14 protein-coding genes are annotated in these 14,542 nt (G+C 56.1%); 9 read left to right on the top strand and 5 right to left on the bottom strand.

What is annotated here, in order from left to right; genetic code table 11:
- Nucleotides 1-33: 33 nt before the first annotated feature.
- Entirely contained in the window at nucleotides 34-1,170 is a 1,137-nt protein-coding gene (locus tag KNP72_RS02705; protein WP_214832020.1) for a PDZ domain-containing protein, read from the top strand.
- A gap of 41 nt (nucleotides 1,171-1,211) precedes the next feature.
- Here the strand turns inward: KNP72_RS02705 and glpK are convergent, their stop codons facing one another.
- From glpK to KNP72_RS16000, 4 genes are all read right to left on the bottom strand, one after another.
- The gene (glpK, locus tag KNP72_RS02700) at nucleotides 1,212-2,729 is read right to left on the bottom strand and encodes a glycerol kinase GlpK (RefSeq protein ID WP_214832018.1); all 1,518 of its coding nucleotides are present in this window, start codon (nucleotides 2,727-2,729) and stop codon (nucleotides 1,212-1,214) included.
- 30 nt (nucleotides 2,730-2,759) lie between these two features.
- The gene (locus KNP72_RS02695) at nucleotides 2,760-3,467 is read right to left on the bottom strand and encodes an MIP/aquaporin family protein (protein WP_029334585.1); all 708 of its coding nucleotides are present in this window, start codon (nucleotides 3,465-3,467) and stop codon (nucleotides 2,760-2,762) included.
- 101 nt (nucleotides 3,468-3,568) lie between these two features.
- Nucleotides 3,569-4,126, bottom strand: a complete 558-nt coding sequence (locus tag KNP72_RS02690; RefSeq protein WP_214832013.1) for a sulfite exporter TauE/SafE family protein — start codon at nucleotides 4,124-4,126, stop codon at nucleotides 3,569-3,571.
- Nucleotides 4,127-4,453 carry a TSUP family transporter gene (locus tag KNP72_RS16000; RefSeq protein ID WP_214832012.1) on the bottom strand — a complete coding sequence of 109 codons (327 nt, stop codon included), beginning with the start codon at nucleotides 4,451-4,453 and terminating at the stop codon, nucleotides 4,127-4,129.
- 114 nt (nucleotides 4,454-4,567) lie between these two features.
- On the opposite strand from KNP72_RS16000, the gene uvrB reads away from it, so the two are divergent.
- The 4 genes from uvrB (at nucleotide 4,568) to KNP72_RS02665 (ending at nucleotide 11,086) form a co-directional block, all read left to right on the top strand.
- Nucleotides 4,568-6,544, top strand: a complete 1,977-nt coding sequence (uvrB, locus tag KNP72_RS02680; protein WP_251128818.1) for an excinuclease ABC subunit UvrB — start codon at nucleotides 4,568-4,570, stop codon at nucleotides 6,542-6,544.
- Nucleotides 6,545-9,418 (top strand): excinuclease ABC subunit UvrA, encoded by a 2,874-nt coding sequence (gene uvrA, locus KNP72_RS02675; RefSeq protein ID WP_214832011.1) that lies wholly within the window; start codon nucleotides 6,545-6,547, stop codon nucleotides 9,416-9,418.
- A gap of 66 nt (nucleotides 9,419-9,484) precedes the next feature.
- The gene (locus tag KNP72_RS02670) at nucleotides 9,485-10,663 is read left to right on the top strand and encodes a DUF4097 family beta strand repeat-containing protein (protein WP_214832010.1); all 1,179 of its coding nucleotides are present in this window, start codon (nucleotides 9,485-9,487) and stop codon (nucleotides 10,661-10,663) included.
- Between the two features lie 63 nt (nucleotides 10,664-10,726).
- Nucleotides 10,727-11,086 carry a hypothetical protein gene (locus KNP72_RS02665; RefSeq protein ID WP_214717748.1) on the top strand — a complete coding sequence of 120 codons (360 nt, stop codon included), beginning with the start codon at nucleotides 10,727-10,729 and terminating at the stop codon, nucleotides 11,084-11,086.
- Between the two features lie 49 nt (nucleotides 11,087-11,135).
- On the opposite strand, the gene KNP72_RS02660 is transcribed toward KNP72_RS02665, so the two are convergent.
- Complete coding sequence (locus tag KNP72_RS02660) at nucleotides 11,136-11,492, bottom strand: hypothetical protein (protein WP_214717747.1); 357 nt, start codon at nucleotides 11,490-11,492, stop codon at nucleotides 11,136-11,138.
- Nucleotides 11,493-11,645: 153 nt separating this feature from the next.
- Between KNP72_RS02660 and hprK the strand changes: the two genes are divergently transcribed.
- The 4 genes from hprK to KNP72_RS02640 are packed head-to-tail and all read left to right on the top strand — an operon-like array spanning nucleotide 11,646 to nucleotide 14,527.
- On the top strand, nucleotides 11,646-12,584 hold the full coding sequence (gene hprK, locus KNP72_RS02655; RefSeq protein WP_214832009.1) for an HPr(Ser) kinase/phosphatase: 939 nt from the start codon (nucleotides 11,646-11,648) through the stop codon (nucleotides 12,582-12,584).
- A complete protein-coding gene (gene lgt, locus KNP72_RS02650) occupies nucleotides 12,584-13,402 on the top strand; it encodes a prolipoprotein diacylglyceryl transferase (RefSeq protein WP_214832007.1) in 819 nt (272 codons plus the stop codon). Before hprK ends, lgt begins: the two co-directional genes overlap by 1 nt.
- Nucleotides 13,402-14,052 (top strand): pyrophosphatase PpaX, encoded by a 651-nt coding sequence (ppaX, locus tag KNP72_RS02645; protein WP_214832006.1) that lies wholly within the window; start codon nucleotides 13,402-13,404, stop codon nucleotides 14,050-14,052. The genes lgt and ppaX overlap by 1 nt, the downstream gene beginning before the upstream one ends.
- A complete protein-coding gene (locus KNP72_RS02640) occupies nucleotides 14,045-14,527 on the top strand; it encodes an acyltransferase (RefSeq protein WP_214832005.1) in 483 nt (160 codons plus the stop codon). The genes ppaX and KNP72_RS02640 overlap by 8 nt, the downstream gene beginning before the upstream one ends.
- The last annotated feature ends 15 nt before the right edge of the window (nucleotides 14,528-14,542 follow it).

Here is a 14,542-nt window from a genome sequence, read left to right as displayed (position 1 = left end):
GGAAAGGATTGGACAAGTGTGGACGTTCTACGAATGAGTTTTACTGCTTTGTTGACCTTGATTGGTAGTCCGCTACTCTGGGCGACGCTCGTCGCCCTCGCTTACATATCAATGACGCGCATCAAACGGGAACGGGGCATGTTCCGCTCACGGCGACGTTCGCCGAAGTCGGACTGGCGCCATTTTGTATGGCCGAGCCTGTTGCTCGCCGTCATCGGTTCAGCCGCATTGATTTTGCTCGAGACGACCGTCAACTGGGAATGGCTCGTGACGTTCAGCGTGCTGTATGCGCTCATCGTCTTGACGATGCACCCACGCTTCAGCAGCCCGGCGTTCCCATTCCTCCTCATGCTGACGGCGGTCACGTTGCGTGACGTCGTTGACTACGGCGCCGTCTCGGGCTGGATGGACCGGCTATCCGAGGTCGAGTGGCCGGTCTATGCGCTCGTGTTCGGAGTCGTCACATTGGCGGAAGCGATTCTCTTGCGTTGGAAAGGGTCGATTGAGACATCACCGACGCTCATCTTGTCCAAACGAGGTCAGTTCATCGGCGGACACGTCGTCAAACGGCTTTGGTTTTTCCCGCTCGTCGTCTTTTTGCCACCGTCGTTCGGTCTCGACATGCCGGTGCCGGTCATCTTGCCGATTCCAATCGGGGTCAGCCTGTTATCGACCGGAGCCTTGCCAGGGACGCTCCTCGGTCGCCTGAGCCTGTATCGCGGCTTGCTCGCGCTTGTCGCCCTCGGTTTGTTCGGGGCGTCGTACGTCACCGACGTGCCGTATGCGGCCTATGGATTGCTCGTCGTGTTCGTCTTGTATGAGCTAGCGCTTCAAATGATCAAGCGGGAGAACCGCGGGACGACACCGGTGTTCATCAACGGCAACCGGGGCGCGGTCATCATCGACACGCTCCCAGGCTCGCCGGGTGAATCGATGCAACTCATCCCGGGCGAGTCGATTTATAAAGTGAACGGGACGGTCATCACGGGCGGGAGCAGCTTCTATGAGGCGCTCCAGCTCCATAAGCCATACATCAAGCTCGAAGTGCTCAATTTGAACGGAGACATCCGATTCGTGCAACGGGCGATGTATGAGACCGACCCGCACGAGCTCGGCATCTTGTTCGTCGCGGAGCCGGCGAGTCCGCGTCTGCGGTTAAGGAAATTATAAAAGGGAGCATCCTTGGCGGATGCTCCCTTTCGTGCGTTCGATTAAAGTTCAAGTTTCGACGGTTTAAAGCCCATCGTCGCTTCGACGGCGTGTTGCCAGCCTTTATACAGATTTTCGCGGTGTGCCTCGTCCATGTTCGATTCGAACTGGTGGTCGAGTTTCCACTGCTGTTTAATCTCAGCTTGGTCTTTCCAGAACCCGACGGCGAGTCCAGCGAGGTAGGCGGCACCGAGGGCCGTCGTCTCGCTCACTTCCGGACGTTCGACCGGCACGTTCAAGATGTCCGCTTGGAACTGCATGAGGAAGTTGTTGTTGACCGCACCACCATCGACGCGGAGTGTCTTCAACTCGATGCCAGAATCTTGTTCCATCGCCGTCAAGACGTCGCGCGTCTGATAAGCGAGTGACTCGAGCGTCGCCCGGACGAAGTGTTCTTTCTCCGTACCGCGTGTGAGGCCGAAGATGGCACCGCGGACGTCCGAGTTCCAATACGGCGCACCGAGACCGACGAAGGCAGGGACGACGTAGACGCCGTCAGTCGTTTCGACACGGTTAGCGTACTGTTCCGTATCTTTCGCCGACTTGAGCATGCGGAGTCCGTCACGAAGCCATTGGATGGCTGAACCAGCGACGAAGATTGATCCTTCGAGCGCGTATTCGACTTTGCCGCCGTAACCCCAAGCGATTGTCGTGAGCAACCCGTGGTCCGATTTAACGGCTTCTTCGCCCGTGTTCATGAGCATGAAGCAACCTGTCCCGTACGTATTTTTCCCTTCGCCAGACTCGAAGCAAGCTTGACCGAAGAGGGCAGCCTGTTGGTCACCGGCCGCACCGGCAATTGGTACTTCGAATCCGAAGAAGTGGTACGGGATTGTGTTGGCATATACTTCACTCGACGGTTTGACTTCTGGGAGCATCGATTTTGGTACTGTCAAAATCTCGAGGAGCTCATCGTCCCACTTCTGTTCATAGATGTTGTACATGAGCGTCCGTGAGGCGTTCGAGTAATCCGTGACGTGGGCGTGACCGCCTGACAGTTTCCAGATGAGCCATGTGTCGATTGTCCCGAAGAGGAGGTCGCCGGCTTCCGCTTTCTCGCGCGCACCTTCGACGTTGTCGAGAATCCATTTGACTTTCGTTCCTGAGAAGTAGGCGTCAATCAAGAGGCCTGTCTTGTCGCGGAATAAGTCACCGTGTCCGGCCGCGTTCAGCTCGTCACAGATGCCAGCCGTTTGCCGCGATTGCCAGACGACCGCGTTATAGACTGGGCGTCCTGTCGACTTCTCCCAGACGACGGCCGTTTCCCGTTGGTTAGTGATTCCGATGGCCGCGATCTCTTTTGGATCGATATCAGCCGACCCGAACGCCTCGGCCATGACGGCGAGGACAGAACCCCAAATCTCGTTGGCGTTATGCTCGACCCAGCCCGGTTTCGGGAAGTATTGTTTGAACTCACGTTGCGCGACTGTGACGATTTTCCCGTCATGGTCGAAGATGATGGCCCGTGAGCTTGTCGTTCCTTGGTCAAGTGCTAAGATATAACGTTTTTCTTTCTCCATATGAGAGTGCCTCCTTAGAAATTAGAAAGATTATGGGACAAGAATGCCGTAAACCAATGCGGCGATGACCGCCCCGATGATTGGTCCGACGACCGGAATCCATGAATAGCCCCAGTCCGACGTCCCTTTGCCTTTGATTGGAAGAATCGCATGCGCAATCCGCGGCCCGAGGTCACGTGCCGGGTTGATGGCATATCCCGTTGTACCACCAAGTGAGAGACCGATTGAGACGACGAGGAAACCGACGATGAGCGGATTCAAGCCGTCCGTGAACGTGTTGGCCCCGAATGACAAAATTCCGAAGACGAGAACGAACGTACCAATGATTTCCCCGATCAAGTTGAACGGCGTGCTACGAATCCCTGGTGCGGTCGAGAAGGTGGCCAGTTTGGCACCCGGATCGTCGGTCACATCATAGTGCGGTTTGTAGTGCACGAACACGAGGACGGCCCCGATGAACGCCCCGATAAACTGTGCCAAGATGTAGGCTGGCACATCAGCCCAAGGGAATGAGCCTGCTGTCGCGAGCCCGACCGTGACGGCAGGGTTCAAGTGCGCCCCTCCATAAATTCCGGCTGCGTATACCCCGATCATAACGGCGAAGCCCCAACCGAACGTGATGACGACCCAACCTGCGTTCTCCGCTTTCGAATGACGGAGGACGACGCCGGCGACGACACCGTTACCGAGCAAGATGAGTAGCATTGTACCAATAATTTCGCTGACGAATGCTGACATGTGATACTCCCTTCCTTCCATATTAAATTTGGCTTACCACTTCATTATATGCCCCAAATGTAAGCGTTTCAAAACCGAATATGCAAAAAAAGCCACTTTTCTTATGAAAAGTGGTTTTGATTGACAATACGCCGTCTGAAGTCGAGTCCAATCCCGACAAGAAAAGCGAGCAGGATCGCCAAACTGACGTATGCAAGCGGCGCGTAGAGGGCGGCACCGAGGTCGAGCGCGATCGAGACGATGACGGCCACATACAACCAGGCGAGCCGGGTGGAAATCTCTTTATCGTGATAACGATTCGTGAGCGAAGCGCCGAGTGGGGCCCCGATGAACGCCCCGACGACCAACGCGAGCGGTGTCATATAGTCGAGCGACAGCGACGGGAGATAGCCGACGAGTCCGCCAAGCGAGATGAACAGGACGGCGGCCAGGCTCGTCCCGACCCCGCGATGCGTCGAGAAGTCGAGCCAACTGACGAGGAGCGGGACGATGATGAAGCCGCCACCGATGCCGAGCAGAGCCGACAACAGTCCGGCCATCATCCCGATGACGAGGGCGGCAAGCAGCGATGATTTTTTCGGCTTCTGCGGTTTCGATGTTTTCTTTAATAGCGTAACGGCAAAATAAGATAGGATAGCCAGATAAAATAGGTTAAGCAATCAGTCGTATGTCCCCGAGATCGAGAGGACAAGCCGGCTCGACAGTTGCGCCGTGACGGCACCGGCCAAACCGACCGTGATGCCTGTCGACCAGGACACGTTGCCGAGCGATGTATGTTTCTTGGCGCCGGACAGGCTCGTCCCGACGACGAACAAGAGCGACGTAGCGACGGCCTCGGCCGCCGAGTATCCACTAAAGAGCAGCACCGGGACGATGATGACACCGCCGCCGATGCCGAAAAATCCGGACAAGGCGCCGACAATGGCACCGAGCGGGATAAAGAGAAGCGACCACATGACGACCAACTCGTTTCTGTTTAGATTCACTCTCCATGATAACGAAAAGCGGAACGATTTGGGAAGCATGTCAGAAGCGAATATTTGTTCGTGTATGTGATATAATCAAGGTACTATGCAAGGTACAGAAAGCGAGGAATATACATGGATAAGATTAGCGTTCCGTTTGACTTACAATCAGAATATAAGCCGGCCGGCGACCAACCGGAAGCGATTCGTCAGCTCGTCGAAGGAATCAATCGCGGCGACCGATATCAGACGTTGCTCGGGGCGACCGGTACAGGGAAGACGTTCACCGTATCAAACGTCATCCAAGAAGTGAAGAAGCCGACGCTCGTCTTGGCCCACAACAAGACGCTCGCCGGACAGCTCTACTCCGAGTTCAAAGAGTTCTTCCCGAACAATGCCGTCGAATACTTCGTCAGTTATTATGACTACTATCAGCCGGAGGCGTACGTGCCGTCGACCGACACGTTCATCGAGAAAGACGCCTCGATTAACGATGAAATCGATAAACTCCGCCACTCGGCGACATCGGCCTTGTTCGAGCGCGACGACGTCATCATCGTCGCTTCCGTCTCCTGTATTTACGGTCTCGGTAACCCGGAAGAATATAACAGTCTCGTCATAAGTCTCCGTGTCGGGAAAGAGATGGGGCGCGACCAGATGCTTCGCAAACTGATCGACATCCAATATGAACGGAACGATATCGATTTCCAGCGCGGCCGTTTCCGTGTCCGAGGTGACGTCGTCGAGATTTTCCCGGCGTCACGCGACGAACAATGCTTGCGCGTCGAGTTCTTCGGAGACGAAATCGATCGCATCCGCGAGATGGACCCGCTCACCGGCGAGATTATCGCCGACCGCGAGCACGTCTCAATCTTCCCGGCGTCCCACTTCGTCACCCGCGACGAGAAGCTGCAAAAAGCGATCGTCAACATCGAGGCCGAGCTCGAACAACAGCTCGCGAAGTTCCGCGAGGAAGGCAAACTGCTTGAAGCCCAGCGTCTCGAACAGCGAACGAACTATGACCTCGAGATGATGCGTGAGATGGGCTACTGTTCAGGCATCGAAAACTATTCGCGTCATTTGAACTTGACCGAGGCAGGGGCGACGCCGTACACGCTCATCGACTACTTCCCGAAAGACTTCCTACTCGTCGCCGATGAGTCGCACGTGACGCTCCCGCAAGTACGCGGCATGTATAACGGTGACCAGGCCCGGAAGCAAGTGCTCGTCGACCACGGGTTCCGCCTGCCTTCAGCTAAAGATAACCGTCCGCTCAAGTTCGACGAGTTCGAGAAGAAGTTGTCGCAAGCGATCTTTATCTCGGCGACACCAGGTCCGTTCGAGCTCGAGCATACCCCGCACATGATCGAACAGATCATCCGGCCGACAGGGCTGCTCGACCCGACGATCGAGATTCATCCGATCAAAGGACAAATCGACTACTTGATGGACCAAATTCGCGACCGCATCAAACAGGACGAACGCGTCCTCGTGACGACGCTCACGAAAAAGATGGCCGAGGATTTATCGGACTATCTGCGTGAAGCGGGCATCAAGGTCAACTATATGCACTCTGAAATCAAGACGCTCGAGCGGATTGAGATCATCCGTGACCTGCGTCTCGGAAAATACGACGTCCTCGTCGGAATTAACTTACTGCGGGAAGGACTAGACATCCCGGAAGTGAGTCTCGTCACGATTCTAGACGCCGACAAGGAAGGGTTCCTCCGTTCGGACCGATCGCTCATTCAGACGATTGGGCGGGCGGCGCGGAACTCGAACGGGCACGTCATCTTGTTCGCTGATAAGATGACCGACTCGATGACGCGCGCGATTGAAGAGACCGATCGTCGTCGCTCGATTCAACAAGCCTATAATGAAGAACACGGCATCACGCCGCAGACGATCCGTAAAGAAGTACGCGGCGTCATCCGCGCGACGGTCGACGCCGAGGAGGATGTGCTCGAATCACTCAGCTCGATGAAGCCGGCTGAACGTGAGGAAGCCATCGCCAAGCTAGAAGAAGAAATGAAACAAGCGGCCCGCGACCTCCAGTTCGAACGGGCGGCCGAATTGCGTGACTTAATCTTGGAGTTGAAGGTAGGGAATTAAATGGCTGAAAAGAAAAATGCGATCGTCATCAAAGGGGCGCGCGTCAACAACTTGAAAAACATTGATATCGATATTCCACGGGACCAGCTCGTCGTCTTGACGGGCTTGTCCGGTTCCGGTAAATCGTCACTCGCGTTCGACACCATCTACGCCGAGGGGCAGCGCCGTTACGTCGAGAGTCTATCGGCCTACGCCCGTCAATTCCTCGGACAGATGGACAAACCGGACGTCGATACGATTGAAGGGCTGAGCCCGGCCATCTCGATCGACCAGAAGACGACGAGCCGTAACCCGCGCTCGACCGTCGGAACGGTGACGGAAATCTATGACTACTTACGTCTTTTGTTCGCTCGCATCGGGAAACCGGTCTGTCCGCGTCACGGTATCGAAATCTCGAGCCAGACCATCTCACAGATGGTCGACCAAGTGATGGAACTGCCGGAGAAGACGCGCCTGCAAATCCTGGCGCCAATCGTCTCGGGCCGCAAAGGGACGCACGTCAAAGTGTTCGACTCGCTCAAAAAGGAAGGGTTCGTCCGCGTTCGTGTCAATGGCGAGACAATCGAACTGACCGATGAGATCGAGCTCGATAAGAACAAGAAACATTCCATCGAGGTCGTCGTCGATCGCCTCGTCGTCCGCCCTGACGTCGAAGGCCGTCTTGCTGATTCACTTGAGACGGCGCTTCGCCTCGCCGACGGCCGAGCCATCATCGACAAGATGGACGGCACCGAGCTCCTGTTCAGCGAACATCACGCTTGTCCGATTTGTGGCTTCTCCATTGGCGAACTCGAGCCGCGTATGTTCTCGTTCAACTCGCCGTTCGGTGCCTGTCCGACGTGTGACGGGCTCGGTACGAAGCTTGATGTCGACCCGGAACTCGTTATCCCGGACCCGTCGAAGACGCTGAAGGAAGGCGCCGTCGTCGCCTGGCAGCCGACAAGCTCGCAATATTATCCGCAACTGCTCGCCTCGATGTGCAAACACTTTGACATCGACATGGACGTGCCGTTCGAACGTCTGTCGAAGCGTGACCAAGACCTCGTCTTGCACGGGACGGACGAAGAGTCGTTCTTGTTCCGTTACGAGAACGATTTCGGACAAGTCCGGACGAACACGATCTTCTTCGAAGGGGTGCTCCGCAACATCGAGCGCCGCTATAAAGAGACGACGTCCGATTATATCCGTGAACAGATGGAGACGTACATGGCGACACACGCTTGTCCGACATGTAGCGGTTATCGGTTGAAAGAAGAGACGCTCGCCGTCAAAATCACGGGCCACCATATCGGGCAAGTGACCTCACTGTCCGTCGTCAACGCCATCAAGTTGTTCGACTCAATCATGACAGAGTTGAGCGAGAAAGATATCGCCATCGCCCGTCTCATCTTGCAAGAGATTTGCGAACGGCTCAGCTTCCTCAACAACGTCGGTCTCGACTATTTGACGTTGTCACGCGCCGCCGGGACGCTCTCGGGTGGAGAAGCGCAGCGGATTCGTCTCGCGACGCAAATCGGCTCACGGCTCACGGGCGTCCTATACGTCCTCGATGAACCGTCGATTGGATTGCATCAGCGTGACAACGACCGCTTGATCGCGACGCTCAAACAGATGCGTGACATCGGTAACACGCTCATCGTCGTCGAGCACGACGAGGACACGATGATGGCAGCCGATTATTTGATCGACATCGGACCGGGTGCCGGCGAACACGGCGGAGAAGTCATCGCCGCCGGGACGCCGAAACAGCTCATGAAGAACAGAAAATCGCTAACAGGCCAATACTTGTCTGGTAAGAAGTTCATCCCGCTCCCGGCCGAACGGAAAGTGCCGGACGAGCGTTTCTTGAAGATTTTGAAGGCGGAAGAGAACAACTTGAAAGGGGTCGACGTCTCGATTCCGCTCGGTATGTTCATCGCCGTCACCGGCGTCTCCGGTTCCGGGAAATCGACGCTCATCAACGAGATTCTGTATAAATCGCTCGCTCATCACATCAACCGGGCCAAGGCGAAACCAGGGAAGCATAAGAAGATTGAAGGACTCGACCATATCGACAAAGTCATCGATATCGACCAGTCACCGATCGGACGGACGCCGCGGTCGAACCCGGCGACATATACCGGTGTATTCGATGATATCCGTGACGTGTTCGCGTCGACGAACGAGGCGAAGATGCGCGGCTATAAGAAAGGGCGCTTCAGTTTCAACGTCAAGGGCGGACGCTGTGAGGCGTGCCGCGGGGACGGGATCATCAAGATCGAGATGCACTTCTTGCCGGACGTCTACGTCCCGTGTGAAGTGTGTCACGGGAAACGCTATAACCGTGAGACGCTCGAAGTGAAGTACAAAGGTAAGACGATCGCCGACGTGCTCGATATGACGATTGAGGAAGGGCTCGACTTCTTTGACAAGATTCCGAAAATCAAGCGCAAGATCCAGACGATCTTTGACGTCGGTCTCGGTTATATGAAACTCGGACAACCGGCGACGGAACTGTCCGGTGGGGAAGCGCAGCGCGTCAAGCTCGCCTCCGAGCTCCATAAACGTTCGACCGGGAAGACGATTTACATCTTGGACGAGCCGACGACGGGTCTTCACGTCGACGACATCGCTCGTCTGTTGAAAGTGCTGCAACGCCTCGTCGAGAACGGGGACACGGTGCTCGTCATCGAGCATAACCTCGACGTCATCAAATCGGCCGACTACTTGATTGACCTCGGACCTGAGGGCGGCGACGGTGGCGGTACAATCGTCGCGACCGGGACTCCGGAAGAAGTCGCTGAAGTGGCAGCCTCGTATACGGGCAAGTATTTGAAGCCGGTGTTAGAACGGGATTCGGCCCGAGCGAAACCAAAAGCAGGAAAACGGAAGTAAGGTATAGAAATGATGAGAAACGGGAACATGATTGACGTGTAACCAAATCGAAGGGGGAAACGAACAGTGAAACAAGAAATGCGTGAACTGATTCTCCAGCAAGTGAAAGATGGAAAGCTGACGATTGAAGAGGGCATGACCCAACTCGAACGACTGGAACGGCTCGAACCTGAGCGCGTCCAAGCGCTCGAGGAACGTCAAGAGACGGAGAAAGTCGATGCGTATTCGGTCGAGTCGCTCACGACGAAACTGACGTCGGCCGTCGAAGGACTCGTGACGAAACTTCGTGACAGCGACTTCACGTTCAGCTCGAACTTCGGACCGGAAGTGACATATTCGAAATCGTTCCCGTTTACCGGGAAAGACATCTCGCTCGACTTGTTCAATGCCTCGGCGACAATCGTCTCGTCCGACAACGACGAGTGCGAACTGATCGTCACCGGCCGTCCGCTCCGTCAACAAGACGCGGACAAGGCACTCGAACAGCTCCAATCGGCGGTCAAACACTCGGTCATCGGCGACCGTCTCGTCGTGTCGCTCCGTGATAAGCTCGTCCGGGCCCACGTCGAACTGTACGTCCCGCATCATCATTTCGATCACCTGCACGTGCAGACGCTCAACGGGGAAGTCCGCGCGGACGGCCTCGACGTCGAGAGCGTTCGCATCCAGACGGCGAACGGCCGGGTCGTGCTCCATGATGTGCACGCCTCAGAGCTGCTCCTTAATACGGGGAACGGCACGGTCGAGGTCGAAGCGGTCGAGTCAGAACTCGTCCACGTCCGGACCGGCAACGGTGCCGTCATCGTGAACGGGAAATATGACAAGGCATCGCTCAAGACCGGCAACGGGAATATCCGGGCCGAACTCGCGACGGCCCGCCCGGCCAAGTTCGAGCTCGTCTCGCTCGCCGGCAACATCCGCCTCGTCTTGCCGCACGGCGTCGAGGTGGAAGGGGAACTCGAGACGAACTTCGGTGGTCTCCACTGTAACTTGGACGAGCTCGAGTTGATCCGTGACCGGAAAGACGTCGCCCAGCGTCGTCTTGAATTCTTGTCGGGACGCGGTCAGACCCCGCGCATCGAAGTCGAGGCCGGAACACGTACCGGTACGATTGACCTCGAGCACGGCTCGCTCCACACGCCGTCGACGTTCCTCGAAGAGGACAAGCATGAACCGGTGGAACCGATCGACCCGGTCGCCCCGGTCAATCCGGCCGACTTGAACAACCCGTTCCATCAGCAATGACCAACTACCCGAAGGCCTCTCGCCTTCGGGTTTGTTTCAACTTGATAGATGAGGAGGGACGGGATGAGGCGATTCGTGTCCTCGTACGGATGGATGATGATTGCGGTACTGTTGCTCAGCGGATGTGACGACGAACAGCGCATCGTCAATGGGAATGAGCCGGTTGACGATGAGGCAATCGTCGTCGCCTGGGCATATGTTACCGCGCGCAACTGGCAAGAACCTGCACTCGATGCGGGAGCAAGTGCCGAGGTGGACCGTGTCACGGTCGATGACGGCTATGAATTGTTGGACGATGTGTATGCGGGCACCGAAGCGCTCGCCGTCTCGTTCGAAGCGGACCCGAACAGCAGCGTCGGTGTCCCGACAATTTTAGTCGCACCGGAGTCGGATACCGTGATCGGCTATTTGCCGGGCGAATGATAAATCCAATCGAAAACCCGAAGGCGATTGCCTCCGGGTTTTTGTCATGTCATAGATTCATTTGATACTCCATCTGTTCCCAATCCATCATTTGACCGTCATACAGCGTGAATGAGCCGATGATGAACAAGATAAAAAGGACCGGTCCGGCGATGAGCAAGAAAATCCCGAGGTTCCGCATCGACTTCGACCGGTTCCAATAGAAGATGATGGCGACGATCATCGATAGGAGCGACCCGGACAAGAACAAGCCGACGATGTTCAAGATGAACAAGAGCAGCACCGTCTCGTTCTTTGTCGCGGCATACTCGCGCCACATGTCAAACAGTGACTTGACCAAGTAGACGAGCGCCGCGATCCCGACGATAAAAATAAAGACAATGGCAATCCAAAATAGTGAATTCATTTCATTTCACCTCCCTATTCGTCTATACCCGTTCTACGGATTTGCCACAATTTAGTTTCACCCCATTTTTTCGACACGCTTCGGCTCACTTTCGTTGACGCTTCTGAAGAAGAGCTATGATACAATAATGAGCGTGAAAGGGGCAGATTACTCATGCAAAATATCGTACGCACGGCTCAACTCGTTGAGCGCTTCAAACTTCAAGTCATCGCCGGGGAAGAGGGACTTCACCGTCCCGTCGCCACACCGGACCTCAGTCGACCGGGACTCGTCCTTGCCGGCTACTATACCCACTATGCGAAAAATCGGCTTCAAGTGCTCGGGAAGACGGAGCTCACGTTTTATGCGAGCTTGTCGGAAGAGAGCCGCCGCGAGCGGGCGAAGATTTTATGCACGGAATTGACACCGGGCATCCTCATCACGCGCGGCTTCGACATCCCGAAAGAGATTGAACAGGAAGCCGAGGCGGCGAACGTACCGCTCATGCGCACGAACGCGATGACGACGTCGATCGAGTCGCAAATCACGAACTTCCTCGAGATGGAACTTGCACCGATGACGGCGATGCACGGCGTGCTCGTCGATATCTACGGTGTCGGTGTCCTTATCAAAGGGAAGAGCGGCGTCGGGAAATCCGAGACAGCCCTCGAACTCGTCAAGCGAGGCCACCGCCTCGTCGCCGACGACTCGGTCGAGATTCGCCAGACTGGGGACCAATTGCTCGTCGGTTCAGCGCCGAAGCTGATTCGCCATTTGCTCGAGATTCGCGGAATCGGTATCATCGACGTCATGACGTTGTTCGGCGCCGGCGCCGTCCGTTCCCACAAGAAAATCAGCTTGATCATCAACCTCGAGAACTGGGATGCGGGCAAAGTGTATGACCGCGTCGGGCTCGATCACAACACGATGAAAATCATCGACAGTGAAGTGCCGATTTTGACGATTCCGGTCCGTCCGGGACGTAACTTGGCCGTCATCGTCGAAGTCGCGGCGATGAACTACCGCCTGCAGAACATGGGCATCAACACGGCCGAAGAGTTCGCGGAACGGCTCGCGAACGCTATCCATGACAACGAAGGGGACGTGGAATAATGGTAGAGCCAACATTTGACCGCGTCGCGTTTGAAATCGGGTCGCTCCCGATTTATTGGTACGGCATGATTATCGCCTTCGGGGCGATGCTCGGCCTCGTTCTCGCCTTGTTCGAAGCGAAACGACTCAATTACGATTCAGAACGGGTCGTCGACGTCATCATCTGGTCGATTCCGATCAGTATCGTCTTTGCCCGGATTTACTATGTCACCTTCCAATGGGACTACTATAGTCAGAACCTCGGTCAAATCATCGACATCCGTCAAGGCGGCATCGCCATTCACGGGGCCATCTTCGGGGCGCTGCTCGTCGTCGTCATCTATTGCATGCGCAAGTCGATGTCGTTCTGGAAAATCACGGACATCCTCGCACCGTCGCTTCTCCTCGGACAGGCGGTCGGACGCTGGGGCAACTTCATGAACCAAGAGGCGCACGGGGCCGAGACGACGAGCCGTGTCTTGAAAGAGACGCTGTTCCTCCCGGACTGGATCGTCAACCAGATGTATATCGACGGAGCCTACTATTTACCGACGTTCCTGTTCGAGAGCGTCTGGAACATCATCGGCGTCATCTTGCTCGTCGTATGGCGTATGGTCGGTAACCCGCCGCGCGGCTATATCTTCTTGTCGTATCTCGTCTGGTACTCGATCGGTCGCTTCTATATCGAAGGACTGCGGACCGATAGCTTGATGGCCGGCGACCTGCGGACGGCACAACTCGTCTCGATCGCGATGATCGTGTTCGGTGTCGTCATGATGGTCGTCCGCCGCAAAGCGAAACGATACGACGACCCTTCAGAGAAAGGACTGTTTGATTGATGGATACACTTCTATTCGATTTGGATGGTACGTTGCTCGATACGAACCCGCTCATCATCGCGAGCTTCCGTCACACGCTCGGGTATTACTTCCCGGACGAGACGTATCGCGACGAGGACATCTTCCCGTTCATCGGACCGACGCTCGAGAAGTCGTTCAAAGCGCTCAATGAGCCGGAATGGAAAGAGATGCAGGCGTTCTATCGCAGCTTCAACATCGCGATGCACGACCAGCTCGTCGCCGAATATCCGGGTGTGATCGAAGGGCTGTACCGCCTTCACGCCAAAGGCTTCAAGATGGGCGTCGTCACGTCGAAAGGCCGTCCCGTCGTCGAGCAAGGATTGCGCTTGTTCAACATCGACCACTTGTTCGACGTCGTCATCACGGCCGACGATGTCATTCATGAGAAACCGCACGCCGAACCGGTCGAGCGGGCGCTCCACGCGCTCGGGTCGACGGCGGACCGCGCCGTCATGGTCGGAGACAACGACACGGACATCTTCAGCGGCAAAAACGCCGGCACGAAGACAGTCGCCGTCGGATGGGCGCTCAAAGGCCGTGCGTTCTTAGAAGCGCTCGAGCCGGACGTCATCATCGACTCGATGGAACATTTCGAGGCGTGGCTCGACGAGGTCACGATCCATGCGTAAGACGGAACGGTTTCGTCTCGACGGGCCGAACCCGCTCTGGCAGATGTATCGGACGATCCGCTTCCTGCGCGTCTTCAAGAACACGACCGTCGTCTTGATCGGCCGCTACTCCCCATCCGTCAAAGCGAAACGCTGGTTGTACCGGACGTTCCTCGGCATGGAAATCGGCGAGTATAGCGCGCTCGCCCTCATGGTGACACCGGACGTCATGTTCCCGGAGCGAATCTCGATCGGCCGTAATACGGTCATCGGGTTCAATTCGACGATTCTCTGTCACGAGTACCTCGTGGACGAGTACCGGATCGGGGATGTCCGCATTGGGGACGAGGTGTTGATCGGGGCGAACGTGACGATCCTTCCTGGCGTCACGATTGGCGACCGGGCCGTCATCGGTGCCGGTGCCGTCGTGCATCGCGACGTCCTGCCCGGAGAGCGCGTCGTTGGCGCAAAGCTCCAAACCGTCGACACAAAATAGACACAATTTAGCGCG

The organism is Exiguobacterium sp. s152, assembly GCF_018618335.1.
Classification (GTDB): Bacteria; Bacillota; Bacilli; order Exiguobacteriales; family Exiguobacteriaceae; genus Exiguobacterium; species Exiguobacterium chiriqhucha.
This window is presented reverse-complemented; position numbering and strand designations above follow the sequence as displayed.